The sequence below is a fragment of the Marinoscillum sp. 108 genome, assembly GCF_902506655.1.
Classification (GTDB): domain Bacteria; phylum Bacteroidota; class Bacteroidia; order Cytophagales; family Cyclobacteriaceae; genus Marinoscillum; species Marinoscillum luteum.
This window is the reverse complement of record NZ_LR734811.1, coordinates 39,547-65,463: the sequence shown is the minus strand read 5'-3', so window position 1 is coordinate 65,463 and position 25,917 is coordinate 39,547. Positions and strand designations below refer to the sequence as shown.

At 46.9% G+C, this 25,917-nt stretch carries 20 protein-coding genes; 11 read left to right on the top strand and 9 right to left on the bottom strand.

Going from position 1 to position 25,917, the window contains the following annotated elements; genetic code table 11:
- Nucleotides 1–15 precede the first annotated feature (15 nt).
- Nucleotides 16–1,962, top strand: coding sequence for a carbohydrate binding domain-containing protein (locus tag GV030_RS15550; RefSeq protein WP_159583973.1), 1,947 nt, complete (start codon nucleotides 16–18; stop codon nucleotides 1,960–1,962).
- 117 nt (nucleotides 1,963–2,079) lie between these two features.
- On the top strand, nucleotides 2,080–5,364 hold the full coding sequence (locus GV030_RS15545; RefSeq protein WP_159583971.1) for a VCBS repeat-containing protein: 3,285 nt from the start codon (nucleotides 2,080–2,082) through the stop codon (nucleotides 5,362–5,364).
- 14 nt (nucleotides 5,365–5,378) lie between these two features.
- Here GV030_RS15545 and GV030_RS15540 read toward each other — a convergent pair whose 3' ends face one another.
- From GV030_RS15540 to GV030_RS15520, 5 genes are all read right to left on the bottom strand, one after another.
- On the bottom strand, nucleotides 5,379–6,503 hold the full coding sequence (locus tag GV030_RS15540; RefSeq protein WP_159583969.1) for an endo-1,4-beta-xylanase: 1,125 nt from the start codon (nucleotides 6,501–6,503) through the stop codon (nucleotides 5,379–5,381).
- A 72-nt stretch (nucleotides 6,504–6,575) separates the two neighbouring features.
- Nucleotides 6,576–9,326: a beta-galactosidase GalB gene (gene galB, locus GV030_RS15535; RefSeq protein WP_159583967.1), complete on the bottom strand. Its 2,751-nt coding sequence runs from the start codon at nucleotides 9,324–9,326 to the stop codon at nucleotides 6,576–6,578.
- Nucleotides 9,327–9,584: 258 nt separating this feature from the next.
- Nucleotides 9,585–10,190, bottom strand: a complete 606-nt coding sequence (locus GV030_RS15530) for a superoxide dismutase (protein WP_159583965.1) — start codon at nucleotides 10,188–10,190, stop codon at nucleotides 9,585–9,587.
- Nucleotides 10,191–10,249: 59 nt separating this feature from the next.
- On the bottom strand, nucleotides 10,250–10,711 hold the full coding sequence (locus tag GV030_RS15525; protein WP_159583963.1) for a nucleoside deaminase: 462 nt from the start codon (nucleotides 10,709–10,711) through the stop codon (nucleotides 10,250–10,252).
- Nucleotides 10,708–11,250 carry a hypothetical protein gene (locus tag GV030_RS15520; RefSeq protein WP_159583961.1) on the bottom strand — a complete coding sequence of 181 codons (543 nt, stop codon included), beginning with the start codon at nucleotides 11,248–11,250 and terminating at the stop codon, nucleotides 10,708–10,710. The genes GV030_RS15525 and GV030_RS15520 overlap by 4 nt, the downstream gene beginning before the upstream one ends.
- Before the next feature lie 113 nt (nucleotides 11,251–11,363).
- Between GV030_RS15520 and aspS the strand changes: the two genes are divergently transcribed.
- Together aspS and GV030_RS15510 are read left to right on the top strand one after the other, a co-directional pair.
- Entirely contained in the window at nucleotides 11,364–13,127 is a 1,764-nt protein-coding gene (gene aspS / locus GV030_RS15515) for an aspartate--tRNA ligase (protein WP_159583959.1), read from the top strand.
- Between the two features lie 57 nt (nucleotides 13,128–13,184).
- On the top strand, nucleotides 13,185–14,087 hold the full coding sequence (locus GV030_RS15510) for a glycerophosphodiester phosphodiesterase family protein (protein ID WP_159583957.1): 903 nt from the start codon (nucleotides 13,185–13,187) through the stop codon (nucleotides 14,085–14,087).
- On the opposite strand, the gene GV030_RS15505 is transcribed toward GV030_RS15510, so the two are convergent.
- Together GV030_RS15505 and GV030_RS15500 are read right to left on the bottom strand one after the other, a co-directional pair.
- A complete protein-coding gene (locus GV030_RS15505) occupies nucleotides 14,084–15,067 on the bottom strand; it encodes a tetratricopeptide repeat protein (protein WP_159583955.1) in 984 nt (327 codons plus the stop codon). The two genes, GV030_RS15510 and GV030_RS15505, sit on opposite strands and share 4 nt — an antisense overlap.
- Nucleotides 15,068–15,107: 40 nt before the next feature.
- Entirely contained in the window at nucleotides 15,108–16,682 is a 1,575-nt protein-coding gene (locus tag GV030_RS15500; protein WP_159583953.1) for an amidohydrolase family protein, read from the bottom strand.
- Nucleotides 16,683–16,749: 67 nt separating this feature from the next.
- Between GV030_RS15500 and GV030_RS15495 the strand changes: the two genes are divergently transcribed.
- The 4 genes from GV030_RS15495 (at nucleotide 16,750) to GV030_RS15480 (ending at nucleotide 21,376) form a co-directional block, all read left to right on the top strand.
- Nucleotides 16,750–17,304, top strand: a complete 555-nt coding sequence (locus GV030_RS15495) for a thioredoxin family protein (RefSeq protein ID WP_159583951.1) — start codon at nucleotides 16,750–16,752, stop codon at nucleotides 17,302–17,304.
- A 94-nt stretch (nucleotides 17,305–17,398) separates the two neighbouring features.
- A complete protein-coding gene (gene panB / locus GV030_RS15490) occupies nucleotides 17,399–18,217 on the top strand; it encodes a 3-methyl-2-oxobutanoate hydroxymethyltransferase (protein ID WP_159583949.1) in 819 nt (272 codons plus the stop codon).
- 63 nt (nucleotides 18,218–18,280) lie between these two features.
- Nucleotides 18,281–20,509 (top strand): NADP-dependent isocitrate dehydrogenase, encoded by a 2,229-nt coding sequence (locus tag GV030_RS15485; RefSeq protein WP_221413396.1) that lies wholly within the window; start codon nucleotides 18,281–18,283, stop codon nucleotides 20,507–20,509.
- Nucleotides 20,510–20,521: 12 nt separating this feature from the next.
- Nucleotides 20,522–21,376, top strand: a complete 855-nt coding sequence (locus GV030_RS15480) for a sulfurtransferase (protein WP_221413395.1) — start codon at nucleotides 20,522–20,524, stop codon at nucleotides 21,374–21,376.
- On the opposite strand, the gene GV030_RS15475 is transcribed toward GV030_RS15480, so the two are convergent.
- Nucleotides 21,373–22,239 carry a hydroxypyruvate isomerase family protein gene (locus GV030_RS15475; RefSeq protein WP_159583945.1) on the bottom strand — a complete coding sequence of 289 codons (867 nt, stop codon included), beginning with the start codon at nucleotides 22,237–22,239 and terminating at the stop codon, nucleotides 21,373–21,375. The genes GV030_RS15480 and GV030_RS15475 overlap by 4 nt on opposite strands.
- Nucleotides 22,240–22,376: 137 nt before the next feature.
- Here GV030_RS15475 and GV030_RS15470 point away from each other — a divergent pair, with 137 nt between their 5' ends.
- On the top strand, nucleotides 22,377–24,077 hold the full coding sequence (locus tag GV030_RS15470; protein ID WP_159583943.1) for a GMC oxidoreductase: 1,701 nt from the start codon (nucleotides 22,377–22,379) through the stop codon (nucleotides 24,075–24,077).
- 2 nt (nucleotides 24,078–24,079) lie between these two features.
- Entirely contained in the window at nucleotides 24,080–24,655 is a 576-nt protein-coding gene (locus tag GV030_RS15465; RefSeq protein ID WP_159583941.1) for a gluconate 2-dehydrogenase subunit 3 family protein, read from the top strand.
- A 31-nt stretch (nucleotides 24,656–24,686) separates the two neighbouring features.
- On the opposite strand, the gene GV030_RS15460 is transcribed toward GV030_RS15465, so the two are convergent.
- Nucleotides 24,687–25,181 (bottom strand): hypothetical protein, encoded by a 495-nt coding sequence (locus tag GV030_RS15460; RefSeq protein WP_159583939.1) that lies wholly within the window; start codon nucleotides 25,179–25,181, stop codon nucleotides 24,687–24,689.
- An 87-nt stretch (nucleotides 25,182–25,268) separates the two neighbouring features.
- Between GV030_RS15460 and GV030_RS15455 the strand changes: the two genes are divergently transcribed.
- Nucleotides 25,269–25,898, top strand: a complete 630-nt coding sequence (locus tag GV030_RS15455; protein WP_159583937.1) for an LON peptidase substrate-binding domain-containing protein — start codon at nucleotides 25,269–25,271, stop codon at nucleotides 25,896–25,898.
- Nucleotides 25,899–25,917: the final 19 nt, after the last annotated feature.

Genomic DNA, 25,917 nt, shown 5'->3' with positions numbered 1-25,917 from the left:
TAAAAGAAAGAGACAATGAAAAATTTTAAACTTTTAATAGGATGCCTTACAGTAATGTTGCTTTCCATAGTGATTACAGGCTGTGAAGATGAGATGATGGCAGAGGTAAAGGTAGGTAGCATCAGTGCCGAAGCAGTGTTTCAGGGATCTCCGGTTTCTTTGACGGGGGAGGGTTTTGACCAGGTTCAGTTTGTTTTTGTCGGGAATATACAAGCGTCTTTTACGCTAGATGGAAATACGATCACCTTTACGGTTCCGGACGAAGCACCAGTGGGTGAAACGACTATCACCTTGGCAATGCCTCGAAACGTGCGTGCCACTTATGTATTTGAGGTGGTATTGAAACCTTCTCCGGTGATTACATCCTTTGATGCTTATGTGCCGGTGGGTGGTGATTTGGTTATCAAGGGATCAAGTTTGAATAACAACACTTCAGTTACGGTAGATGGTATTAGTGCCACCGTGGTATCGGCAGGTGATTCTGAATTAGTAGTGACGGTGCCCTCAGGTGTGGATGAGACTTCAGCAATAGAATTTGAAATCACAACGACCTACGGGGTAGCCAAACCAACCACGGCATTCTATGCCCGGGAGAGTGTGATACCTAATTCCGATTTGGAGGCTGAAGGAGATGGTGTTCCATTTGCCGGATGGGAGTTGCTAAATGCCGGTGATGGAGCTATTACAGCCATCACAAGCGGATATGGTGGTTCCAGGTCCATGAGAGTGGTTCCGGCAGCCGGAAACCCCTGGGACAGACAAGTGGCTAGTACCGCAGTACCGCTGAATTTCGGGGATGTTTATACCGTCGTATTATGGGCTAAAGGTGAGACCGCAGGCGCACAAATGCGAGTATCAGTATCACAATATGATGGAAATGGTGCCGACTATTTTTATGGGGAGACCGTAGAGATGTCTACCAACTGGGAGCAATATACCTGGACCTTCACGGTCACAAATGACCTGCCTACTCATAGAGTGGTGTTGGATATGGGAATGGGAGCTGTTCCTTTTGCAATTGACCAAATAGGATTAGTCCCAGGTTCCATTGGAGCTTCAGGGCCGGTTGAGTTGCTTGCCAATTCGAGCTTCGAAACTGACCTGACCGGATGGACTGCTCTAAATGGAGCAGCTGAGGTCACTAGTGCCGAAGCTTATTGCGGTAGCCAGTCGATGACTGCTACAGGTGCAGGAGGTAACCCATGGGACGTTCAGATTGCTTCTGATGCTATGGAATTGGAAGTTGGCACAGACTATGAGATCGGCTTTTGGGCGAAAGCTGAGGGCCCCGATGGCGTGTTCAGGCTGTCTATGTCACAATTTGCCAGCGGCCAATCAGATGATTTCTTTTACTCCCCTGATCTTACTATTCCGGAGGAGTGGACGTATTTTTCGTTTGTCACAACTGCTCAGGCTACCTCCACTGGTAATCATAGATTACTTTTCGACATGGGGGCAAGCACCCAGACATTCTTTGTGGATGGTGTGAGTGTAAAGGAATATGAAGTTTCTTCATCAAGCGAATACTCTAATGGAGGTTTCGAAGATGGCCTGACCGGATGGACAGCGCTGAACGGTGCAGCTGAGGCTTCTACTGATGCCCACTCAGGCTCAGGCTCGATGACCGCAACAGGTGCGGGTGGCAATCCATGGGATACCCAAATAGCATCAGATGCGGTAGCACTGACTGTGGGTAATCAATACAAGATCAGCTTCTGGGCTAAAGCTGCGGGCCCTGATGGAGTATTCAGGATTTCTATGTCGCAGTATGATGGAAATGGAGCAGATTTCTTCTACTCACGGGATTTAGAAATCCCCGAAGATTGGAGCTATTTCGCATTTGTTACCACCGCTCAGGCCACTGCTTCTGGTGATCATAGATTACTTTTTGACATGGGAGCAACTACACAGACTTTCTTCATAGATGATGTGTCGGTAGTGGAGCATGACGCATGTGAATAACGATTGATTTGTTATAAGATGAATAATATGATTAATTGAAATGTGAAAGCCACTTGCAAAAGCAAGTGGCTTTTTCGTGTTTTGGGTACCTTATTGGCATACATTAGACTTTTTTTTATGAAATCATTGACCAAATTAGCGGCAATTATGACCTTCATGGTGTTGCTCGGCTGTACGGAGTCCTTCGATCAAAAGACCGGCACTTTCGAGAAACTTTTCACTGTCGTGCCTGCCTCCGTATCGGGAGTTTATTTTCAAAACACCATTGACCAGAACTTGAAGTTTAATGCCCTGATATATCCTTATGCCTATAACGGGGCAGGGGTGGCAGTTGGTGATTTGAACAATGATGGGCTAGAGGATATTTATCTTGTTTCGAATCAACATTCAAATAAGCTCTATCTGAATCAGGGAGATTTTAAGTTTAAAGATGCGACTCAGAGTGCCGGGGTAAGTGATGAGGGTGGTTGGAGTACAGGGGTTACGCTCATCGATATCAACAACGATGGCTGGTTGGATATATATGTGTGCAAGTCGGCTTCCATGGAGGATGAAGGGTTGAGAAGAAACAGGCTTTACGTGAATCAGCGAAATGGGAGGTTTACTCAAGAAGCAGCCAAATGGGGGTTGGATAATAATGGGTTCTCCACTCAGGCTTACTTTCTGGATTATGACAAAGACGGTGATCTTGACATGTATCTCCTCAATCACCGACATGATTTTGCACTGGCCAACAACCTTGAAGATCGCCATGACAGAAAATATTTTTCAGAGACCTCAGATCATTTGTACCGAAATGAGGGAGTTGTTTTTAAGGATGTCACACTGGAGTCTGGGGTTCGAAATAAGGAGTTTGGTCTGAGTGCCGCTATTGGAGATTTTAATGATGATGGTTGGCCGGATATTTATGTGGCCAACGATTTGATTACCCCTGATTACCTGTATATCAATAATCAGGATGGTACTTTTTCTAATCAAATCAGAGATCGGTTCAGGCACACTTCTTATACGAGTATGGGTTCTGACTATGCCGATATTAACAACGATCTGAAGCCGGATTTGCTTGTTTTGGACATGTCCGCCGAAGATCACAGAAGGGGTAAGCAAAATATGCCCAGCATGAATACTGCCGGGTTTTGGAAAATGGTAAATGGTGGCTATCACTACTCTTACATGTCTAATATGCTGAACCTGAACAACGGCAATGGATTCTTCACTGACATTGCTCAGATGGCTGGTATTTCTAAAACAGACTGGAGCTGGGCTGCTTTGATTGCTGATTATGACTGTGATGGTTTCAAAGATATTCTGGTGACCAATGGATTGGAGCATGAGTTGGGCAATCAGGATTATCGCAGAAAGTTATCAGCGCTCACAAATGAGAAGCAAACCCTCAGTATTGACGAAATCCTTAGTACCATGCCCTCAGAGAAGCTAATGAATTACGCTTTCAAAAATAACGGAGACCTTACGTTTGACAAGGCGTCTGTAGAGTGGGGATTTGATCAAAAGATAAATTCAAACGGAATCGCCTATGGTGATTTTGATAACGATGGTGACCTGGATATCGTGCTCAATAATCTGCAGGAGGAGGCCACTGTTTATGAGAACCATTCCATAGGAAATTACATTAGAATCGCCCTGACAGGCGATGCGCGAAATATTAATGCCATTGGTGCAGGGGTGAAAGTTTATACTGAAAGCGGGCAGCAGTATCAGGAGCTCTACCTTTCCAGAGGATACTTGTCGTCGGTGAGCAAGGTGCTCCTGTTTGGCTTGGGGGCCGAAAAAGTAGTCAAACGTATCGAAGTGATCTGGGGTGACGGATCAGTATTGGCAGCGGAAGATGTTGGCGCTAATCAAACGTTGACTTTTGACAAGAAGGACTTCAAGTGGGATGGTGAGCTCAATAGCCCGATGCAGCACTTTTTTGCTGAGCTGAATCCGGATCAGTTAGGATTGAAATATGAACATAAGGAGAATGTATATAATGACTTCTCGCGGCAGGTACTACTACCTCAAAAGCAATCGGAGAAGGGGCCTGCTCTGGCTGTGACTGATCTCAATGGTGACGGGTTTTCAGATTTGTATATAGGGGGAGCAGTGGGTCAGCATGGGCAAGTATACCTTCAGAGTGCTGATGGAAACTTTCACGAATTGCCCCAGCCATCCTTTGTAGCGGATAGGGATTATGAGGATAACAAAGCCATTTTTTTTGACGCAGATGGAGACGGAGATCAGGACTTATATGTAGCGAGTGGAGGATATGAGTTAACTGAAGGTAATGTGATGTTGCAGGACAGGCTTTATCTTAATAATGGTGAAGGAATTTTCACCAGATCTGGTGGTCTGCCTGCAATGCCGGGGATTACCGGTGCTGTGGCGTCCAGTGATTTTGATCAGGATGGAGATATGGATTTAGTTGTTGGGGGGCAGGTCATCCCGGGAAGGTATCCACTGTTTTCAGAATCATTTCTCCTGGAAAATAGTGGAGGAAGGTTCCGCGATGTTACTCAGGAGAGAGCTCCGGAATTGAGCAATGTAGGCTTGGTTAATGACTTGCTTTTTACGGATTTTAATGGTGATGGAGAAATGGATATTGTGGTAGTGGGGGAATGGTTTCCGATTACATTTTTCAGGAACAGAGAAGGTCATTTTCTTAAAGAAGAAGTGGCGGGGTTAGAATATTCGAGTGGGTGGTGGAATACAGTCAGGGAGGTAGATCTGGATCAGGATGGTGATGTGGACTATTTGGTAGGCAACCTGGGTGAAAACAATAAATTTCATCCATCGGAGCAGCAGCCGCTTCATGTCTATTCCACTAACCTCAGGGATGATGATAACTATGATATGTTCCTGAGCAAATCTTACCAGGGCAATTTGGTGCCTGTTCGAGGTAAGGAATGCTCCACGGAGCAAAATCCTTTCGTGAGTGAGAAAATAGAAAGTTTTGAGGCATTTGCCAATGCCACACTATTTGATATATATGGCGAGCAAACAATTGAAGGAGCGGACCACAAAATGGTCTATGAGTTTGCCAGCGCATACCTGGAAAACCAAAATGGGCGATTCCAAGTGAAGCGTCTCCCCACTCCTGCGCAGTTTGGTCCTACACTGGCTTTTGAGATCTTTGACGTCAATGGAGATGGGCATTTGGATGTGATTGGTGCAGGCGCAATTTATGAGGCGGAGGTCGAAACAGTACGCTATGATGGCAACACTGGGTACCTTCTCCTTGGAGATTCCAATGGAAACCTAAGGGCTTTTCCTGATAATTCCTTTTTTACCAAAGGGAACATCAAAAACATGAGGTCCCTTGAGATAGCAGGAAGCAAACACATCATTTTGGGAGCAAACAATTCTCCTGTAGAGCTATTTAAAGTAATTGACAGAGCCAATTAAAGCATTCAGGCGCCTTAGGGTGCCTGACCATCAAGGCCATTTCTGAAGCCATCGTATGCTGGTTTGGGCTCAAAATTGTTGTCATATAAAAGTGGCCAGTCTGTGCCTCCTTCATATATCCAGCTATCCTGATCTCTGAACCCCCAAACGGTGATCCCGAATTGTTGATTTTTTGGTACGATTTCTCCGTAGTAAAAGGCCAACCGCTGAAATTGCACAGACTGGGATATCGCTCTTTCGGCGGTCAGTTCGGAAATATCGTCATTTGGGTTGACAGTGATGTCCAATTCTGAGGAATGTATCAGCAACCCGGTATTGGCAATTTCCTGAAAGCCATTCTGAATGTCAGTGATTGTGGGCCATTGATAGTTAATATGTACCTGTGCACCTATGCCATCTATTGGAATATTGTTGCTCTGAAAATCACTCACCATGCTAAGGATCGCACCCCTTTTGCTGGAGATTCCAATCACATTATAGTCATTGTAGAAGAGTTTCACATCAGAGTTGGCTTCCCGTGCCCATTGGAATAGCTTTTTATGAAAATCAGCTCCCATTCTCTGTGAGAATAGTGAAGATCTTACACTAGTGCCATCAAAGTACTCATTGAGCACATCCCAGCTGGCCACTACCGAATTGCCCAGACTGTCTTTTTCCTCTGCGAAATGGGCGACTGTTTGCTTGATGTAGTTCTCAATGAGTTTAGAAAATTCTTCGTCAGTGCCGGCGAAATTGGTGAGCCATCCGGGGATAGAGGAGTGCCAAACCAGCGCATGACCATGTACCCTGAGCCCATTGGCTTTTGCGTAGGCTACAATCGCATCTCCATCACTCCAGTCGTAATTATCAGGACCTCTGAAGATATTGGCCATTTTCATGTCATTTTCAGCGGTAATACTGTTGTAGTCATTGAGTAATATCTCTTTAAACTTGAGATTATCCTCTGAACTGGAGGCTAGCTTGCTGGCCGACACAATATTGCCAACCGGGAAGGCTGCGAATTCTTTGAGGTACTGTTTTGATGGAGTGCCATCTCCATCAGAGGGCCCACCAAAGCTTGGTTTAGGCATTTCTTCTGAGCTACAATGGATAAGGGTGATACTCAATATCAGTAGAACAATGGCCTTGATTATTTTCATTTGTGTATTCATAGGATAATCGTGTGTATAAATCTTGCTTTTGCGCAACCGGTTGTTTATTGTGCGAAATATCTACTTGTTCACTCCTTTTAGAGGACCGTCTTTGGCGGACTCGATAGTAAGGGTATAAGGATCCAGTCCGGGCGATGTAGCTGTGATTCTGAACGGCACGACTTGTCCCTTTTGGGACTGAATAATTGCCAATGCTTTTCCGCTAAAGGTCTTTCTCGTTGGTGACGAGAAGGATGTCAGATCTGTTGGGTCACCATTGTCAGTTGCCAGTATGTTACCTGGCCCCTCTATCGTGAATGATACCGAATGAGCAGCATTCGGGATTTCGAGATTGTTTTCATCCAAAATCAGGGCAGTGATAAAGGCCAGATCTTTTCCATCTGAGTTGATTACACTTCTGTCAGCCATCAGCTTCAGCTTAGCTGGAGCACCTGTGGTCTTGATCATGTCTTCAGACCACTCTTTTCCTTCCTTATAAGCAATGGCTTTGAGGGTTCCGGGTTCATAGATCACATCATCCCATCTTAGCCTGTATTCAAATGGTTTTTTCTTTTTCCTTCCCAATGACTTTCCATTCAGAAAAAGCTCCACTTCATCTCCGGAAGTGAAAATGTGCACCGGGGTGATTTTTCCTATCCTGTCAGGCCAGTTCCAGTGAGGCAAAATATGAACCATGGGGAAATCGGGTCTCCATCTGGCCTGATATAGATAGAAGCGATCTTTCTTGAATCCTGCCAGGTCTATGAGCCCAAAATAGGAACTTCTGGAAAGGTAATAGGGGGTAGGCTCTCCCAAATAATCCCAACCACTCCAAACGAACCCGCCAGCTACATAGGGGTGCATATCTAAGGAGCTAAACACCTTATCAGCAGAGGAGCCGAAATTTGCGGTGTGAAGTTCGTATGCGCTGACGTAGCCTTGGGCAGGGTCTCCTCCAACCGAATCGCTGATCGGGGCACTTATTCCGTCTACCACAGGGAACAGGTAGGTGCCACGGCTACTAAGTGCAGCGGCATTTTCGCTGCTAATGATCATTTTGTCTGGAAATTTATCATGAAATTTTGGATACAATGGAGGAGTGTTGATCCCTTTCAGGTGAGCGTAAGCGGGCGCATTTCGAATCCCCTCACCTTGATAGTTGAGGTTGATCACTTCCACTTCAGCCGTGATGGGCATGTCGGGTTTTGCATAGTTAAATGAAGCAGATGTAGGTCTGGTGGGATCTTCGTCATTAGCTATTGCTCTGAGCTTGGCTGCTACTCGGGCCCCAGCCTCATCAGTGTACTGCTCGCCCACCTCGTTGCCAGTGCTCCACAGGATTACCGATGGGTGATTTTTGTCACGACGGATCATGGCTCTCAGGTCTTGCTCGTGCCACTCCGGGAATATCAGGTGAAAGTCCAATGGTGTTTTTTTGCGCTCCCAGCAATCATAAAGCTCGTCCACCACCAGAAAGCCCATGCGATCGGTCATATCTAGTAGTTCGGGGGCAGGTGGATTATGGGCGATTCTGATAGCATTGCATCCCAATTCTTTGAGCATTTCAAGCTGTCGTTCAGCGGCTCTGTCATTCCAGGCAGCGCCCAGGGCTCCGAGATCATGATGTTGGTTCACTCCCTTAATATAAACAGGTTCACCATTGACAATCAGACCTCTGTTTGCATCAAATTCGATGGACCTGATACCAAACTGGGTTTCATATTCATCCAGTATCTTATGATCACGGATGACCTGAGTGACCGCCAAGTAGAGGTTAGGCTTTTGGGAAGGAGGTGGCCCCCAGAGTTTTGGGTTTTCCAAGATGACAGAGCTTTCGACAGAATGCCTCGCATTTGGCGAAAGGACAAGGGTTTTCCTGTCAAATTTCTTAACAAATGAGCGCTCGGAGGTGCCATTTTCTAGGGCGTAGATTGACGTCACTACCTCCACGTCATGGCTTGCGTCAGAATTATTGCTGATGTCTACCGTCAGACTAATTTCCGCTGATTTGCTTGAGACGTTGTTCGTTTTAATAAAAGTGCCCCAGTGTGCTACGTGAATTGGATCGGTTTTAACCAGCCACACATTTCGATAAATACCTCCACCAGGATACCACCTCGAGGAATTCGGCGGGTTATCAAGTCTTATAGCGAGCTGATTGTCTCCGCCAATTTCAAGATATGGTGTGAGGTTGATTCGCCAAGAGGAATATCCGTATGGCCAGCCACCTGCCAAATGACCATTTACCCACACCATGGCATAGGACATGGCTCCGTCCACATCCAGAAAAATCGATTTTCCTTCGTCTTCCTTCGGGATTTCGATCGTCTTGCGATACCATGCCACTCCGGGGCTTGGGAGTCTTCCCATTCCTCCACCTACCGGAGTGTTCCACCCCTCAAAGAATGGGCCCTGTATGGCCCAGTCATGAGGGAGGTCTATAAGCTCCCACGTATGGTCATCGTAGTCTCTTTGCACCAGCGGGTAGGTGCCTCCTGGGTTGCCATCCGGGCGGACACTTTTTTTTGAGGGATCGCTGATAAACTCATTACCTGTAGGCAGTATCCAGGGCTTAAGCACCGCCATATTGGTGGATACTTCTATCGCTTCCGTAGGCTTCGAGTCTGCAGCTTTGTCATCTTGTGTGTCAGTAACCTCTGGTCTTACATCATAGATGAGGCTGTCAGACTCATCCGATGATTGATATTTCATAAAGCGCCAATCATCGTTGATCGAGATGCGCTCACGTGCTGCGGTTTGAGTATCCTCCTGCTTACAGCTGATGCTGCTGAGCAGGATTAATGCAACCAGATAGCCGGGTAATTTTAGCATAGTTCCGAAATGTTAGACATCCATTGAGTTTGAGTAGAGTTATTGCTGGTTTGGTAAACTTAATAAATTTATGCAATCGGTTGTGTAAATATTAAAACTTAGAGTACTTTCTGGGCATGAACGGACGTGGGGCTGAATTTGGTAGGGGTGAAATGGGGTGAGTCAAGAGGGATGTTAACAGACCCGGGTTGTGAGCGAGAATCATAAAAAAAGGTCCATTCCTATGAGAAATGGACCTTTTCTGGGAAGGTGGGCTAACTACTTAGCGGCTTCGTAATTTTTATTCACTTCTGACCAGTTGATTACACTGAAAAAAGCATCAATGTAGTCGGGCCTTTTGTTTTGATATTTCAGGTAATAGGCATGCTCCCATACGTCCAGTCCGAGGATGGGCCTTCCACCACATCCGGCCTCTGGCATCAGTGGATTGTCTTGATTGGCCGTAGAGCAGACCTCCAGTTTTCCGCCCGGGTGTACACATAGCCATGCCCAGCCCGATCCGAATCTGGTGGCTGCCGCGTTGCTGAATTTTTCTTTGAAGGCTTCAAAAGAACCAAACGAGTCGTGTATGGCGTCCATAATAGTGCCCGAAGGGTTTCCGCCACCATCTGGTCCCATGATGGTCCAGAACAATGAGTGATTCCAATGACCACCTCCGTTATTTCGTACTGCTCCGTTGCTACTGTGCTTGGTTAGCAGCTCTTCCAGCGAAAGACCAGCCATTTCTGTGCCTTCGATCGCCGCGTTTAGCTTGGCTACATATCCTGCATGGTGCTTTCCATGATGGATTTCCATTGTCTGCTTGTCAATGTGTGGCTCAAGGTCATCATGTGCATAGGGTAAATCTGGTAGTTCGAATGCCATTTTGGTATATGTTTTTAGTTTAAAAATCTATTGATTAGTCAAATATAGAACATAGCAACCTATGAATTGTTCCCGCGCATCTTTCTAAAAAATGCTTTGATCAATTCAGAGGACTCATCTGCCAGCAGCCCGGTGATGAGCGTGGTTTGTGGATGCAATATATCAGGGTTGGCCAGGTGGTAGCCTCTTTTCTCATCTTTCGCCCCGTAGCACACCTTGGCTATCTGCGACCAGTACAGTGCTCCGGCACACATGGTGCATGGCTCGAGGGTTACATACAGTGTGCATTGGTCCAGGTATTTGGAGCCCAGAAAATTCTGTGCCGCGGTGATGGCCAGCATCTCGGCATGGGCCGTGACATCATTGAGCCTTTGCACCTGGTTGTGTGCCCGAGCAATGATCCGGTTTTGGCAGGTGACCACTGCGCCTACAGGTATTTCCTGCTCCTCAAAGGCTGCCTCAGCTTCTTTCAGTGCCTGACGCATATAGTGTTCATCACTATGAATGCTCAGCGTATTCATGATTTGATCCTTACGCTTTCCATCATTCTTTGAGCGGTTTCCTGCCATTGAGGGCGTGCTCTCAGCGGACAGGTGAAGTTGAAGAGCAGCACCTTATTATTTCGTAAAGTATATTGTATGTAGGTATACTTGGAAATGCTGCTGTTACCCCCAAAGGTGCTCTCCTCGTCGGTGATTTTAGAGATAAATTCAAATACAATGAAGGGCCTTCCCCCGATTTCACGAATTTCTTCCTGTAAAAATTCCACTTCCGTGAAGAGGTTGGCAATGTTGGCTTTGTAAAAGGCCTGTAGAATGGGGAGGTCATCACCCGCCCAGGCACTGCTGGTTTCATTGATTCCCAGATCAATGTTTCGATCCTCACTGGTGTACATGGCAATGGGAGTGCGTGAGGACACATATTTGCCAATGAGTTCGGACTGGCTCATGGGAATGAACGATTCAGGCACTTCCATGGAAATATCTTTGGTGACTTTCTGGCGGGTCACGGAAATCTGAGCAGTAGCGAAATGGCTAAAGGTCAAGAGAAGTAAAATCATTATCCAGAGCTGTTTGGGTAGTTTCATCGGTTGTTGAGATTTATTATTTCAAAGCTAAAACTATTGTTAAATTTGCCGCTGTTTTAACAGGAAACGACGCAAAAAATAATAAAATGTTGAGAACACATACGTGCGGGGAGCTTAGAAGCAGTCACATTGGTCAGCAGGTCACCATGGCCGGCTGGGTACAGAAGATTAGAGACAAAGGTGGAATGATCTGGGTAGACGTTCGGGATAAGTACGGCATCACTCAGCTCATCTTTGAGGAGGGGAAAACTGATGAGAAGACGCTAGAGCTGGCGAGAAGCGTAGGTCGCGAGTTTGTGATTTCAGCGACAGGAGAAGTGGTAGAACGTGTGGCTAAAAACGATAAAATCCCGACAGGGGATGTGGAAATAAGGGTGAAAGAGCTGACGGTACTCAACGAGTCGAAGACCCCTCCATTCATTATCGATGATGAAACGGATGGTGGAGAAGACTTGCGGGCAAAGTATCGATACCTCGATTTGAGGAGGGGGATTGTCAGGAAAAACCTGGAAATGCGCCACCAGCTGTTGCAAAAGACCAGAGCCTATCTGTCAGATCACTTATTTACGGAGGTAGAGACTCCTTACCTGATCAAAAGTACACCTGAGGGTGCGCGCGATTTTGTGGTGCCTTCACGTATGAATCCCAATCAGTTTTATGCTTTGCCTCAGTCTCCACAGACTTTTAAGCAGTTGCTGATGGTTTCGGGATTCGATCGGTATTTTCAGATCGTGAAGTGCTTTAGGGATGAGGATCTGCGCGCAGACCGTCAGCCGGAGTTTACACAGATAGACTGTGAGATGTCATTTGTCACCCGAAAGGACATACTGGATACTTTCGAAGGACTGATCAAATATCTTTTCAAAGAAGTGAAAGGGGTGGATCTCGGTGAGCTGCCTCACATCTCCTATGCTGATGCCATGACCAAATATGGCTCGGATAAGCCTGACCTGAGGTTCGGAATGGAATTCAGGGAGCTCAACGACCTGACTCAGGGAAAAGGGTTTGTCGTATTTGACAGTGCGGAGTTGGTCGTAGGGATCAACGCGACGGGCTGTGGCGAGTACACCCGCAAGGAGTTGGATGGGTTGACGGATTTTGTGAAGAAACCACAGATTGGGGCAAAGGGCCTGGTGTATGTGAAATGCAACGAGGATGGCTCCTTTAAGAGTTCTGTAGATAAATTTTATGATCAGGAGGCATTGAAATCCTGGGCTGAGCGTTTGGAGGCGAGCCCCGGTGATCTGCTGCTGATTTTGGCCGGTGAGTCCAATAAAACCAGGAAGGCGCTTTGCGAATTGCGTCTGGAGATGGGCTCAAGACTTGGGCTCAGAGACCGCAGTAAGTTCACGGCCGCCTGGGTGGTTGATTTCCCACTATTGGAGTGGGATGAAGATTCTCAGCGATATCATGCAATGCACCACCCATTTACCTCACCAAATCCGGAAGATTTGGATAAACTTTCCACAGATCCTGGAAGTGTGAGAGCCAATGCCTACGACATGGTGGTGAACGGAGTAGAACTTGGAGGTGGGTCTATCAGGATTCACGACCGAACCCTGCAGTCGCAAATGTTTGATGCCCTCGGCTTTACCAGAGAGGAAGCTCAGGATCAGTTTGGCTTTTTGATGAGTGCCTTTGAATATGGCGCTCCTCCGCATGGTGGTATTGCATTTGGTTTTGACAGACTCTGCGCACTTTTCGGAGGACAGGACAGTATCAGAGATTTTATCGCGTTTCCTAAAAACACATCAGGCCGCGATGTAATGATCGACTCTCCATCCCTGATTGACTCAGCACAGCTTCAGGAGCTTCACCTAAGTTTGACAAAACCGGCAAAAAGCGAGTGAACCACGTGGTAATGGATGGTTATTTTTATAACTTAATGCGACTATTCGACAACTGAAATGACTAAAAAATTTCTTCTTTATTCATCACCCGTTATGGTGTTGTTTTTGGCTGTCGCTTTATTCGAGCCTTATATCTATCTACATTTCCTCACGAGTCCGGTGATTGATAAGTCCCTGAAGAAAGAACACTTTGACATCATCGCTCATAAAGGAGCTTCAGGGATTGCTCCTGAAAACACCATGGCGGCATTTCGTGCGGCCATCGAAATGGGTGTGGATATGATAGAACTGGATGTGAGAAACACCAAGGATGAGGAAATAGTGGTGTTTCATGATGAGTTTCTGGACAGGACTACCAACGGCACAGGGGCCGTGCATGATTACACATTGGAGGAAATCAGGCAGTTGGATGCGGGTTCATGGTTTGATCCCAAATTCAGAGATGAGCGTGTCCCAACACTCAAAGAGGTGCTGGACCTGATCAATGGAAGATGCAAGGTGCTCATCGAGATCAAGCACATGGATCACCCACATTATCATGATTTTGCTGAGAAACTTGTGGACGTAATCCGACAAGAAAAGAATGGCTATGAATGGATCATCCTCCAGTCGGAAGAAGTAGAGTACATAGAAGCGGCTCATGAGTATGATGATCATGTGCAGACCAAAAAGCTCATGATCGGTGAAGATTCTGCGCCTTTGATTGCGTTTTATGTGGAAACAAAAATGCACCTGGGGCGGGCTAAGGAGGATGACCGAATGAAAGCACTCAACCCTGAATACCACACGCTATCTACCCGGCGGGTTTTTAGGATGCATGCCCGGGGATTTCAGGTATACACTTATTCACCTAATAATCGTGAGGACATGGTGAAAATGCTTCACATGGGGGTAGATGGTATCATTACCGATTATCCTCAAATCCTTATTCAGATCCGAAAGGATATCGAGGCACTCTAAAGATTGCCGAGAGAGACCTTATCTACTTCTGAAGCGATATACCCGAATCCGTCCCACTGTGGGTTGCGGAGTATCTTGTCAATAAGTTCTGTGGCGATATCTACCTGACCATTGTACAAATACCAGTTGGCCACCCCATACCCTATGGTGGGATCAATGCTGTCATTGTCACGATCTGCTTTATCCAGGAGGTCTTCTGGTTGGTAGTGGCCCTGATACATCATCAGTCGTTGATGGTAGGCATAATTTTCAACAATATTCATCCTTCTGGAAATGGGAGCGAGTAGCTCCTGAGCTGCCGGCAGGTTTCCGATTTTACGGTAGGTCATATAAAACCAATCCGTGGTAGCCACTATCAGGTCATCATTGTCGGCGTAGGTGATGCATTTTTTAAAGGAAGAGATGGCTTTGTCATAGTTTCCTTTCAGATAATAAGCAATGCCAAGGTGGTACCATATGTTGAATTTATCGTTAGAAAGGGGCTTATTAAGCCTGTTTGGTAGTCCGTCAGGTTCTATTTTGTTTTCGGCAGGTCGGGCATAGAAAGCCGCCCTCTGCAGGTCTTCGATGGCCGCATCAAATTTCCTCACGGTAATGTACCTATGGCCACGATGCCTCAGCAGCCTGTAGGAATTAGGATTAATATCCAGCCCAATAGAGTAAATGCGAATGGCTTCCTGGTAGCGGCCCAGATAGGCCATGCGTCGCCCATACCAAATGATGTTGTCCAGATTTTCCGGATCGCTTTCATATTTTTTCCGTGCATCCTCCAGCTGCTCCAGTCTTTTTCCCATGACTCTTTCTGAAAGTTGCTTGGGAGGCAGCACGGTACCCAGCAGAGAGACCATCCTGCCAGATGGATTCGTCGGAACCTGTGGTGCCGCGTTGGGCGTATCTTCCTGACCCTTGCTGGATTGAGTCTCAATGCAGGCAGAGAGCGCGATCAGTATGAGGAGGAAAAGAAATCTGGGGTTGAGCATATTGATAGTTGGATTCTGCTAAAAGTATGAATTTTGTGCCTTAATCCCAATTGGGATATCCTGGTTGAGTGATTTCACCATCAGTTAATTTGGCTTTTTTCACCATTTCGCGCACGTCCTTCAGGAGTTCTTTGGCGTCATATACTATCCCGTCTTTGATGGTGTATTTTACGCCACCGGCACGTATTATTTCATTCTCTTCGGTCAGCCTGATGGCTCCCGTTCCATACAGCACCTTCAGGTCTGCAAGGGGGTTTTCCTCTACCAGGACCAGATCTGCCAGTTTGCCCACCTCTATGGTGCCGATCTGATTCTGAAGCCCAAGGGCTTCTGCGCCCATTAGGGTGGCGGATCGAATGACTTCCAGTGGATGAAAACCGGCTTCCCTGAGGAGCTCAAGCTCCCGGATATAAGCAAATCCATAAAGCTGATAGATGTAACCACTGTCAGAGCCAGTGGTCACCCGCCCACCCCGATTTTTGTATTCATTCACAAATGTCATCCAGAGCAGATAATTCTTCTTCCAGGCTACTTCCTGTTCCGTGCCCCAGGCGTGCCAGTAAGATCCGTGAGATACTTTGCTGGGGGCATAAAAATCCCACTGTACAGGCAGGGTATAGTCCTTGTGCCAGTCAGCATTTCTGGCTCGCATGAGGTCCCGGTTGGCTTCATAGATGTTGAAGGTAGGATCCAGGGTGAAGTCCCGAGCCAGCAATGTATTCATTACCTCATTCCACTTCTCCGAACCCGGAGCTGCGGCCTGCTCCCAGAGCTTGCCTGCTTCTTCGAAGCGCTGCTGTTCATTCTGGTAGTTGTAGTCTGCCGGATAGTGCTGTACAGTACGATCATGAAACATGGCCTCAGGGAGGCCATACCAGTGTTCCATCGTGGTAAGTCCCCATTCCGAAGAGTTAAGGACATTTAACCATGCCACGTTGGTTTGGGCGTGATGGCATGCAGCCCCCAGTCCCAGTTTTTTGTTTTCTTCCAGCGCTGCTTTCATGATCTCAGGCCGGGCACCGAAAAATTTTATGCCATCAGAACCGGCTTCAGCATTGGCGCGCACCCATTTTCGTGCTTCCTCTTCCGTATTGATGCCATCGGACCCCATTCCAAACCCCGTGTAGGAAATGATTCTTGGAGCGGTGATCTCGTTTTTGGAACTTCGCTTTTTGTGATCGAGCGTCCAGTCTCTGCCCTGAAAACTCCCGGGCTCACGTATTGTGGTAATGCCATGTGCCATCCACAATTTGAAGACATACTCCGCCGGAATCTCAGAGATAGATCCGATGTGGCCGTGCATATCAATAAACCCGGGGAGGACATACATGCCTTCAGCATCTATTTCATGATCGTTTTCGCCACTTCTGGGTCTTTTGCTGTTGTCAATCGACACACCAGGATATCCCACTATACTGATCTGGCTAATCTTGTTTTTCGTGATCACAATATCTACCGGCCCCATAGGTGGTGCTCCATTTCCGTTAATCAGGGTAGCCCCACGGATAATCAGGCGATCATAGGGGCCGTCGCCCTCGGTACGCTCTGGGGCAGGTGTCTGGGCAAAGACCAATCCTGTAATGAAAACAAAAAGTAGGGCAAATGGGTATCTCATGGTGAAACTTCGTGATAATTTTGAAGTTCAATTTAATTCATTTTTTGTAGCAAAAAGTAAAGATCAAATGTCACTCACCTTATCCAGCATGATGTCACTAGGCACACCGGCTCCAGATTTTAGGCTACCGGATGTCGTTTCAGGAAAATCAGTATCCTTATCCGAGGCAAGAGGAGCGAAAGGCACGGTGATCATGTTCATCTGTGCGCATTGCCCTTATGTGATTCATATTCAGGAGGAGATAGCCAATATTGCTCATTATTATCAGGATAAAGGGGTTGACTTTGTGGCCATTTCAGCCAATGACGTCATCAAATACCCCGGAGATAGTCCGAAGGCCTTGAAGGAGCAGGCCCTCTCCGTGGGGTTTACCTTTCCGTATTTATATGATGAATCCCAACGTGTGGCCAGGGCTTACAAAGCTGAGTGTACTCCTGATTTTTTTGTGTTTGATGAAAACAATCTCTGTGTCTACAGGGGTAGAATGGATGAAGCCTCTCCAGGAAATGGGAAGCCGGTAAATGGGAAGGATTTGAGGGGTGCTTTGGATGCGCTGGTGTTGGGTGATCCTATTTCTGATGACCAACACCCGAGTATGGGATGTAATATCAAATGGAAGTGACAAAGAGTCGTTTCAGATGAAGTAGGTTTTTATTAATTTGCGCCTTCCCCGACGATTGGGCATTACCCCGATAAACAACCTGACCCCACAGAGTATGAGCACAGCGCAAGGACAATTTAAGAAAATCACCACCCACCGGCTTCAGGAGATGAAAGCGACCGGAGAGAAGATAGCTATGCTCACTGCATACGATTACTCGATGGCGCGTATTCTGGATGCCTCCGGTATAGATGTGATCCTGGTAGGAGATTCAGCGTCCAATGTCATGGCCGGGAATGAAACTACCCTGCCCATCACTCTGGATCACATGATCTGGCATGCCACTTCGGTGGTCAAGGCCGTTCATCGTGCACTCGTGGTGGTGGATGTTCCTTTTGGGAGTTATCAGGGCAATTCTTCTGAAGCACTCAGATCGAGCATCCGTATTATGAAAGAATCCGGTGCACATGCGGTAAAGATGGAAGGCGGCATTGAGATCAAGGAAAGTATCTCCCGAGTGCTGTCAGCAGGGATTCCTGTTATGGGACATTTGGGGCTTACACCTCAGTCTATTTATAAGTTTGGCACATATAGCGTGCGTGCCAAAGAGGAGGTAGAGGCCGAAAAATTGAAATCTGATGCACAGATTTTACAGGACATTGGATGCTTCGGTATCGTGCTGGAAAAAATCCCAGCCAGTTTGGCCAAAGAAGTATCAGAGTCCCTGCACATCCCGATTATTGGTATAGGAGCAGGACCGGATGTAGATGGTCAGGTGCTGGTGGTGCATGATATGTTGGGAATCACTCAGGATTTCAAGCCCAGGTTTTTAAGACAATATGCAGATTTGAATAAAATCATTGGTGAGGCTACCACCAATTTCATCAAGGACATTAGGTCCAAGGATTTTCCCAACAAGGAAGAAAGTTATTAAATACAAACTAAGTACAAATACGATTTGAGTCGTCAAACAATGACTCAGGAAACTCAGGAACAAATGGCAAAACAAGGCACAATTATTTACACTATTACCGACGAAGCTCCGGCTCTGGCAACTCATTCTTTCCTACCTATCATCCAGGCATTTGCCGCGCCCGCAGGCATTCAGCTCGAAACCAGGGATATTTCTCTGGCAGGGAGGGTCATTGCCAGTTTTCCTGAAAGACTTACGGCAGACCAGCGAATCACTGATGACCTGGCTGAGTTGGGCAATCTGGCAAAAACGCCAGAAGCCAATATCATTAAACTGCCCAATATCAGCGCTTCAATTCCACAGCTGGTGGCGGTGATCAAAGAACTTCAAAGTAAAGGCTACAATCTGCCTGATTACCCGGCTGAAGCCACAACAGAGGACGAAAAAGACATCAAATCACGATACGACAAAGTAAAAGGGAGTGCAGTGAACCCTGTGCTGAGAGAGGGAAATTCTGATCGGAGAGCCCCCAGAGCCGTGAAAGAGTATGCCAGGAAAAACCCACATTCGATGGGTGCCTGGGGAGCAGATTCCAAATCAAGCGTTGCCCACATGAAGGATGGCGATTTTTACGGAAGTGAAAAATCTGTTAGCGTGAGTGAGCCTGGTGATGTGAAGATAGAACTGGTTGAAGCAAACGGAGCGGTGACTGTATTGAAAGAAAAAACTTCATTGAAAGCAGGTGAGGTGATCGATGCATCAGTTTTGAGCAAGAATGCACTGAGAGCATTCTTCGAGGGTGAGATAGAGTCTGCCAAAAAGGAAGACGTCCTCCTTTCGGTACACCTGAAAGCTACTATGATGAAGGTGTCCGATCCCATTATTTTTGGACACGCGGTTTCAGTGTTTTTCAAGCCTGTTTTTGCAAAATATGAGGCGACCTTCAAAAGTCTGGGAGTAGATGCCAACAATGGTATGGCTGATCTGCTTGCAAAAATTGAAACCCTTCCTGTAGCTGAGAAGGCGAATATTGAAGCAGACATTGCTGCATGTTATGCCGCTCGTCCAGAATTGGCCATGGTCAACTCTGATAAAGGGATCACCAACTTGCATGTACCTAGTGATGTGATTATCGATGCCTCAATGCCTGCGGCTATCAGGACTTCCGGCCGTATGTGGGGCCCTGATGGAAAACTAAAAGACACCAAATTCATTATTCCTGACCGCTCATATGCGGGTGTTTACGCAGCAGTGATTGAGGACTGCAAGGCCAATGGAGCCTATGATCCTACTACCATGGGAAGTGTACCCAACGTGGGGCTCATGGCCCAAAAAGCAGAGGAATATGGCTCTCACGACAAGACTTTTGAAATCCCTGGAGATGGTGAAGTGCGAGTAGTGGATGCCGCTGGCAATGTATTGATATCCCATCAAGTAGAGGCCGGAGACATTTGGAGAATGTGTCAGGTGAAGGATGCCCCGGTGCAGGACTGGGTGAAGCTTGCTGTTACCCGTGCGCGTGCTTCCAAAACCCCTGCTGTATTTTGGTTGGATGAGAACCGGGCGCACGATGCGCAGTTGATTCAAAAAGTGAATCAGTACCTGAAGGATCATGATACCAGCAGCCTGGAAATCCACATCATGTCACCAGTAGCGGCTACCAAGTTTACCGTAGAGCGAATCAGAAAGGGACTGGATACCATTTCGGTTACAGGCAATGTGCTCCGCGATTACCTGACGGATCTTTTCCCAATATTGGAGGTAGGTACCAGTGCCAAAATGCTTTCAATTGTACCATTGATGAATGGTGGTGGGCTGTTTGAAACTGGGGCAGGAGGATCAGCGCCTAAGCACGTACAGCAGTTCGTAGAGGAAGGCCACCTGAGGTGGGATTCCCTTGGAGAGTTTTTGGCCCTGGCAGCGTCTTTGGAGCACCTGAGTATTGCAGACAGCAACCCTCGCGCTCAGGTGTTGGCTGATGCGCTGGATGCAGCTACCGGTAAGTTTTTGGAGGAAAATAAGTCTCCATCCAGAAGTGTGAATGAGCTGGATAACAGAGGTAGCCATTTTTACCTGGCCATGTATTGGGCAGAAGCCCTTGCAGCACAAGACAATGATGCAGCCCTCAGAGATCTTTTCGCTGGGGTAGCTAAAGAATTGAAAGAGCAAGAGTCTGTGATAAATGGAGAATTGCTTGCCGCTCAGGGAGCTCCTGTGGATATTGATGGGTATTACAAGCCTAGTGAAGAACTCACCTCCAAAGCCATGAGGCCGAGTGCTACGTTCAATACCATTCTTGATCGATTGAAATAAAAACAACAAACCATGGAAGTGAATTCGCTCGACTTGCCCGACGCACTGGTTTCAGTCAATTGGCTGGCTGAGCGAATTCACCATCCCGAGGTGATTGTATTGGATGCCAGTATCCCGCCGGTACAGGGCGAGGTGGATCCTGCCCTCGTCGGAATTCGGATTCCAAGAGCCAGGTTTTTTGATATAAATGGTCGGTTTTCTGATCTTTCTACAGACCTTCCACATATGATGTGTTCGGCAGAGGTGTTTACACGTGAAGCACAAGCCCTCGGAATCAATCAGCGCCATACCATCATTCTATACGACTATTTGGGAGTGTATGCCTCTCCCCGGGCCTGGTGGATGTTCCGGGCCATGGGTCATGAGCGTGTGGCCGTTCTCAATGGCGGCTTGCCAGCGTGGAAGGCAGCTGGTTTGCCCACGGAACATATAGTAAGTGCTGAGTTTGAGAAAGGTGATTTCAGGGCCAACCCTCAGTCTGGGTTTTTCCGGAATGCTGATCAGGTATTGGATGCCATAGGAAATGAAAAGGAATGTCTGATAGACGCGCGATCTGCGGCTCGCTTTCACGGGACTGCTCCTGAGCCCCGCAGGGGATTGAGAGGTGGACACATTCCAAATTCACTCAACCTTCCCTTTACAGAACTAATCAGAGCCAATCAGCTGATTCCTAAAGAAGAGCTCAAAGGGATTTTTGAAAAGCTGGAAATCAAGGATCAGCATGTTACCCTATCATGCGGGTCAGGTCTTACTGCTTGTATCCTTGCCTTAGGTGCACATGTCAGCGGTTATCAAAACCTATCTGTATATGATGGCTCCTGGAGTGAATGGGGTCAACCTTCGGATCTACCCGTGGTAACGGATTAAACATCACATATGCGCACGCCCTGAGCCAGGGAAGCAAACACATCTTCATTTTTAGGAATAAATTCCTGGGCCACATATCCGGTAAACCCTGTAGCCACTATGGCTTCCATGATGGCTTTATAATTGAGCTCCTGGGTTTCATCAATTTCATTTCGGCCGGGTACACCTCCGGTATGGTAGTGCGCGATGTAAGGATGATATTTCTGGATGGTAGCGATGATGTCACCCTCCATGATCTGCATGTGGTAGATGTCGTACAGGAGTTTGAAATTTTCCATGCCCAGTTTTTCGCAGAGCCCGGCACCCCATTCAGTATGGTCACATTGATAGTCAGGGTGATTCACTTTGGAGTTGAGGAGCTCCATGCAAATGGTAAGACCATATTCCTGGGCTTTTTTCACCACAGGCTCCAGACCTATGGCGCAGTTTTCCATGCCCAGATCATCCGGCATTCCATTTCTGTTACCAGAGAAACAAATGATATTTTTCAGGCCTGCATCCGCCACCTTTGGGATCAGATCAAAATAGTCCTTTTTCAACTGCTCGTGCAGTTTGGGGTCATTGAAGCCGTCTGTCAGGCTCAGAGGCACACAGTTGGCCATGGCGCAGGTCAGCCCATATTTTTGCACGATCGGCCATTCATCCGGGTTGAGTAGTTCTATCGAAGAGATCCCAATTTCTTTGGCTGCTTCACAGAGTTCTTCCAGGGTATTTTTTCCATATGGCCAGCGACATACCGAATGATTGATTTTTCCCTTCATTTCTTTAATGCTTTGTGAATGACCAAACTCCGGAAATCCGATGAATCCAAGAGCTGATAATCCGGCCATGTTTTTGAGTGCTTTTTTTCTGGAGATCTTCATGTGTTCAATGAGGGTATGTTATGTCTTTATTTTGACTATAGCGCCAAAAGAAAACGTTTTCATTAAAAATACATCAAAAAGCCGCCTAAGATTTGGCTTCAGATTGATTAGTTTCGATTGTTCACAAATTAAGATCAATGAATTTTAATAATAAAGCAAAAGCGGAAAACACCTACGATGCGATAGTGGTAGGTACAGGCATCAGTGGAGGCTGGGCCGCTAAAGAATTAACCGAAAAGGGTCTGAAAACCCTGGTACTGGAGCGGGGACGAGATGTGAAGCATATCAAAGATTACCCCACCATGAATCTGAACCCCTGGGAGCTGCCTCATGACGATCAGGTTTCTGCGGAGGAGAAAAAAGATTATGATGTTCAGCTGAGAACTGGATATACCATCAAAGAATCTACCAAGCACTGGTGGGTAAAAGATACAGAGCATCCCTACACTGAGGTCAAGCGATTTGACTGGATTCGTGGTTATCATGTGGGAGGCAGGTCTCTTCTTTGGGGGCGTCAGTCCTACAGGTTGAGCGAAATGGATTTTGAGGCGAATGCGAAAGAAGGAATAGCTGTAGACTGGCCGATCCGATACAAAGACGTGGCACCCTGGTATGATCATGTTGAAACACATATAGGGGTAAGTGGTCGGAATGAAGGAGTACCACAGTTGCCAGACGGTAAATTTTTACCTCCCATGGAGTTCAACTGTCTGGAAGAGCATGTGCGTGATAGCATTTCAAAAAACTTTGAAGACCGCCTGCTGACGATTGGAAGGGTGGCCAATATCACTCAAAATCACAATGGCCGGGCGCATTGCCACTATAGAAACCTGTGCATGAGAGGATGTCCCTTCGGAGGTTACTTCAGTAGCCAATCCAGTACACTTCCGGCTGCAATGGCCACCGGAAACATGACCTTGCGGCCACAATCAATCGTGATGGAGGTGCTTTATGATCCTGAAACCCGTAAGGCTTCGGGTGTGCGTGTGAAGGACGCGGAAACGGGAGAGGTGCAGGAATATTACGCGAAGATCGTTTTTCTCAATGCATCAGCGTTGGGATCTACTTACATACTGATGAACTCCAAAAGTGAGTACTTCCCCGAAGGAATGGGGAATCAATCGGGCGAGTTGGGTCACAACCTGATGGACCATCACTTCAAAGCAGGAGCTGAAGGTGAGTTTGATGGCTTTGAGGATATGTATTACTCAGGACGAAGACCAAACGGTATTTATGTCCCCAGATTTAGGAATATCAATGAAAAACATCCTGATTTTATCAGAGGCTATGGCTACCAGGGTGGTGCCAGCCGTGAGTCATGGAGGTCATCTATTGCCGAGTTGGGGATAGGTGAGGAGTTGAAAGATGATATTCAGACCCCAGGAAAATGGAGAATGGGACTGATGGGCTTTGGTGAAATGCTCCCTTACCATGAGAATAAAGTGACCCTGAATCCAGACAAGCTGGATAAGCATGGCATGCCCACTTTCATTTTCGACTGTGAGTTTAAGGACAATGAACTAGCGATGCGAAAAGACATGCAGTCTTCGGCTGCCGAGATGTTGGAAAAGGCGGGGCTGAAGAATGTCAGTACTTATGATAACATAGGAGGGCCGGGACTGGGTATCCACGAGATGGGCACCGCGCGTATGGGCAGAGATCCGAAAACTTCCGTATTGAATAAGTGGAATCAGGTGCATGAAGTGAAAAACGTGTTTGTGACCGATGGAGCTTGCATGACGTCCTCTGCTTGTCAGAACCCATCGCTTACCTATATGGCTCTCACGGCCAGGGCAGCAGATTTTGCAGTAAATGAATTGAAGAAAGGAAACCTCTGATCATGGAAAATATCAAACGAAGAGAAGCACTGAAACGTACCGCCTGGATAATGGGAGGGGTATTGAGTGCCCCCACTGTTGCGGGAATTTTGAATGGTTGTACGCCCAAGCCAGAGCTTACCTGGACACCTACATTTTTCTCGGAGGATCAGGCAAGATTGGTGATGCAGATAGCTGAGGGAATTTTGCCGGAGACGGATACCCCAGGAGCCAAGTCACTCGGCGTGCCGGGGTTCATTGAGGAAATGGTGAGCGTAGTATATGACCAGGGAGCCCGTGAGGCTTTCATCAAAGGACTCGAGCAGTTTGAAGCGGATTGTGACTCACAGATGGGGGATTCTTTTATTGCACTTGCTCCCGAAAAACAGACCGAATTCCTTCAAAAACAAAATTCAGAGCTCAAAAATTGGGAGAACGGGCGTCCATTCTTCTGGACCATTAAGGAGTTAACCATAGTGGGGTACTACACCACAGAATATGGGGCTACCGAGGCATTGCAGTATCAGGCCATTCCTGTGGAGTATCATGGCTGCTCCCCTTTGAGCGAGACTGGTAACGGTAAGGTCTGGGCTACCTAAGGAAGAATTGCCGACATGGGCACCCCGGTGCCTATGTTTTTTCATAGTTTTCATGAATGTCGCATCCCAGTTTCTCTGAGATCGGAGTTAATCGTTTCATGAGATTGGCGGGGTCCGGATCACTGATCAGAAAGTATTTGTCTCCTTCTACAAGTTTCAGAAAGGCCATGTACTCATTGAATTTGGAAGTTCTCACCTGACCTGACCATGAAGTCATCCGTTGAGCCTTTTTGGTTTCATTGACAAAGATTTTCTCAACTTCCTGAAAGGATTTGGTTTTCCCATTCTTGAAGCTAAGTACCCAGCTAAATTCGGAGATGGTTTTCTGCTCAGGGTCTATTTCCAGAATGTAATAGGCAGACCACATGGCAGGGATCAGAAATGAAATAGCTATGCAGATGACAATGGCCGGAAATTCTGAGAGTCGAAGCAAAGCAAAGGCCATCGAGCCGAGCACAATGAGGGTTCCGACCATTCTGAATTGCCAGGGTAAAATGCGGCCTTGATTAATACGTATTTTGTTCACGGCGTACAAATGTGAGATGATTGGCTAAGGTCATCAATTTTTTAAAATTTATTCAAAACTCTCCGATTACTCTGGCGTTGTGTAGATATGGTGAAAGATATTCCTCTATTTCCGTTGAATTTGGTGGTATTTCCGAGGGAGGAACTCAACCTTCATATTTTCGAACCCCGGTATAAGCAACTGATCAATGACTGCCTGCTTACAAAAACTACTTTTGGTATTCCCTCCTATGTGGAGACCCGAATAGAGTACGGTACCGAAGTAAAGATCGTGGAGGTATCTAAGTTGTATAAGGATGGGCGAATGGATATTAAGACCTCCGGGCTGAGAATTTTCAAAGTGCTTGATTTTCAAAATCCATGGGATACCAAGCAATACGCCGGCGGTCCTGTGGAGTTGGTTGAGTGTATTGACGATACCGACGCCTCCAAGGCCATCAGGATAGTAGAGCTGTGCCGGGAGCTTTTTGAGTGGTTGCATATGGAGGAGGAAATCGGTTTAGGTGAAACAGCGGTGATGTATGATGTCATCCACAAAATAGGGCTGAAGCCAGAGGAGGAGTACCAATTGCTGAAGATGAGCTCTGAAAGTGAGCGGCAATCTTATGTAATCAATCACCTGGAAAACCTGATACCGGCACTGGAGAGGGCAGAGAAGGCCAAAGAAAAAATCAGAATGAACGGACACTTCAAGCACTTCGACCCGTTAAAATTCTAATCATTGTGTAATTTTCAGG

What these genes read in the sequence shown, in the direction of transcription:
- GV030_RS15550 (WP_159583973.1), top strand. Translation starts at nt 16, where the DNA reads ATGAAAAATTTTAAACTTTTAATAGGATGCCTTACAGTAATGTTGCTT.
- GV030_RS15545 (WP_159583971.1), top strand. Translation starts at nt 2,080, where the DNA reads ATGAAATCATTGACCAAATTAGCGGCAATTATGACCTTCATGGTGTTG.
- GV030_RS15540 (WP_159583969.1), bottom strand. Translation starts at nt 6,503, where the DNA reads ATGAAAATAATCAAGGCCATTGTTCTACTGATATTGAGTATCACCCTT.
- galB (WP_159583967.1), bottom strand. Translation starts at nt 9,326, where the DNA reads ATGCTAAAATTACCCGGCTATCTGGTTGCATTAATCCTGCTCAGCAGC.
- GV030_RS15530 (WP_159583965.1), bottom strand. Translation starts at nt 10,190, where the DNA reads ATGGCATTCGAACTACCAGATTTACCCTATGCACATGATGACCTTGAG.
- GV030_RS15525 (WP_159583963.1), bottom strand. Translation starts at nt 10,711, where the DNA reads ATGAATACGCTGAGCATTCATAGTGATGAACACTATATGCGTCAGGCA.
- GV030_RS15520 (WP_159583961.1), bottom strand. Translation starts at nt 11,250, where the DNA reads ATGATTTTACTTCTCTTGACCTTTAGCCATTTCGCTACTGCTCAGATT.
- aspS (WP_159583959.1), top strand. Translation starts at nt 11,364, where the DNA reads ATGTTGAGAACACATACGTGCGGGGAGCTTAGAAGCAGTCACATTGGT.
- GV030_RS15510 (WP_159583957.1), top strand. Translation starts at nt 13,185, where the DNA reads ATGACTAAAAAATTTCTTCTTTATTCATCACCCGTTATGGTGTTGTTT.
- GV030_RS15505 (WP_159583955.1), bottom strand. Translation starts at nt 15,067, where the DNA reads ATGCTCAACCCCAGATTTCTTTTCCTCCTCATACTGATCGCGCTCTCT.
- GV030_RS15500 (WP_159583953.1), bottom strand. Translation starts at nt 16,682, where the DNA reads ATGAGATACCCATTTGCCCTACTTTTTGTTTTCATTACAGGATTGGTC.
- GV030_RS15495 (WP_159583951.1), top strand. Translation starts at nt 16,750, where the DNA reads ATGTCACTCACCTTATCCAGCATGATGTCACTAGGCACACCGGCTCCA.
- panB (WP_159583949.1), top strand. Translation starts at nt 17,399, where the DNA reads ATGAGCACAGCGCAAGGACAATTTAAGAAAATCACCACCCACCGGCTT.
- GV030_RS15485 (WP_221413396.1), top strand. Translation starts at nt 18,281, where the DNA reads ATGGCAAAACAAGGCACAATTATTTACACTATTACCGACGAAGCTCCG.
- GV030_RS15480 (WP_221413395.1), top strand. Translation starts at nt 20,522, where the DNA reads ATGGAAGTGAATTCGCTCGACTTGCCCGACGCACTGGTTTCAGTCAAT.
- GV030_RS15475 (WP_159583945.1), bottom strand. Translation starts at nt 22,239, where the DNA reads ATGAAGATCTCCAGAAAAAAAGCACTCAAAAACATGGCCGGATTATCA.
- GV030_RS15470 (WP_159583943.1), top strand. Translation starts at nt 22,377, where the DNA reads ATGAATTTTAATAATAAAGCAAAAGCGGAAAACACCTACGATGCGATA.
- GV030_RS15465 (WP_159583941.1), top strand. Translation starts at nt 24,080, where the DNA reads ATGGAAAATATCAAACGAAGAGAAGCACTGAAACGTACCGCCTGGATA.
- GV030_RS15455 (WP_159583937.1), top strand. Translation starts at nt 25,269, where the DNA reads ATGGTGAAAGATATTCCTCTATTTCCGTTGAATTTGGTGGTATTTCCG.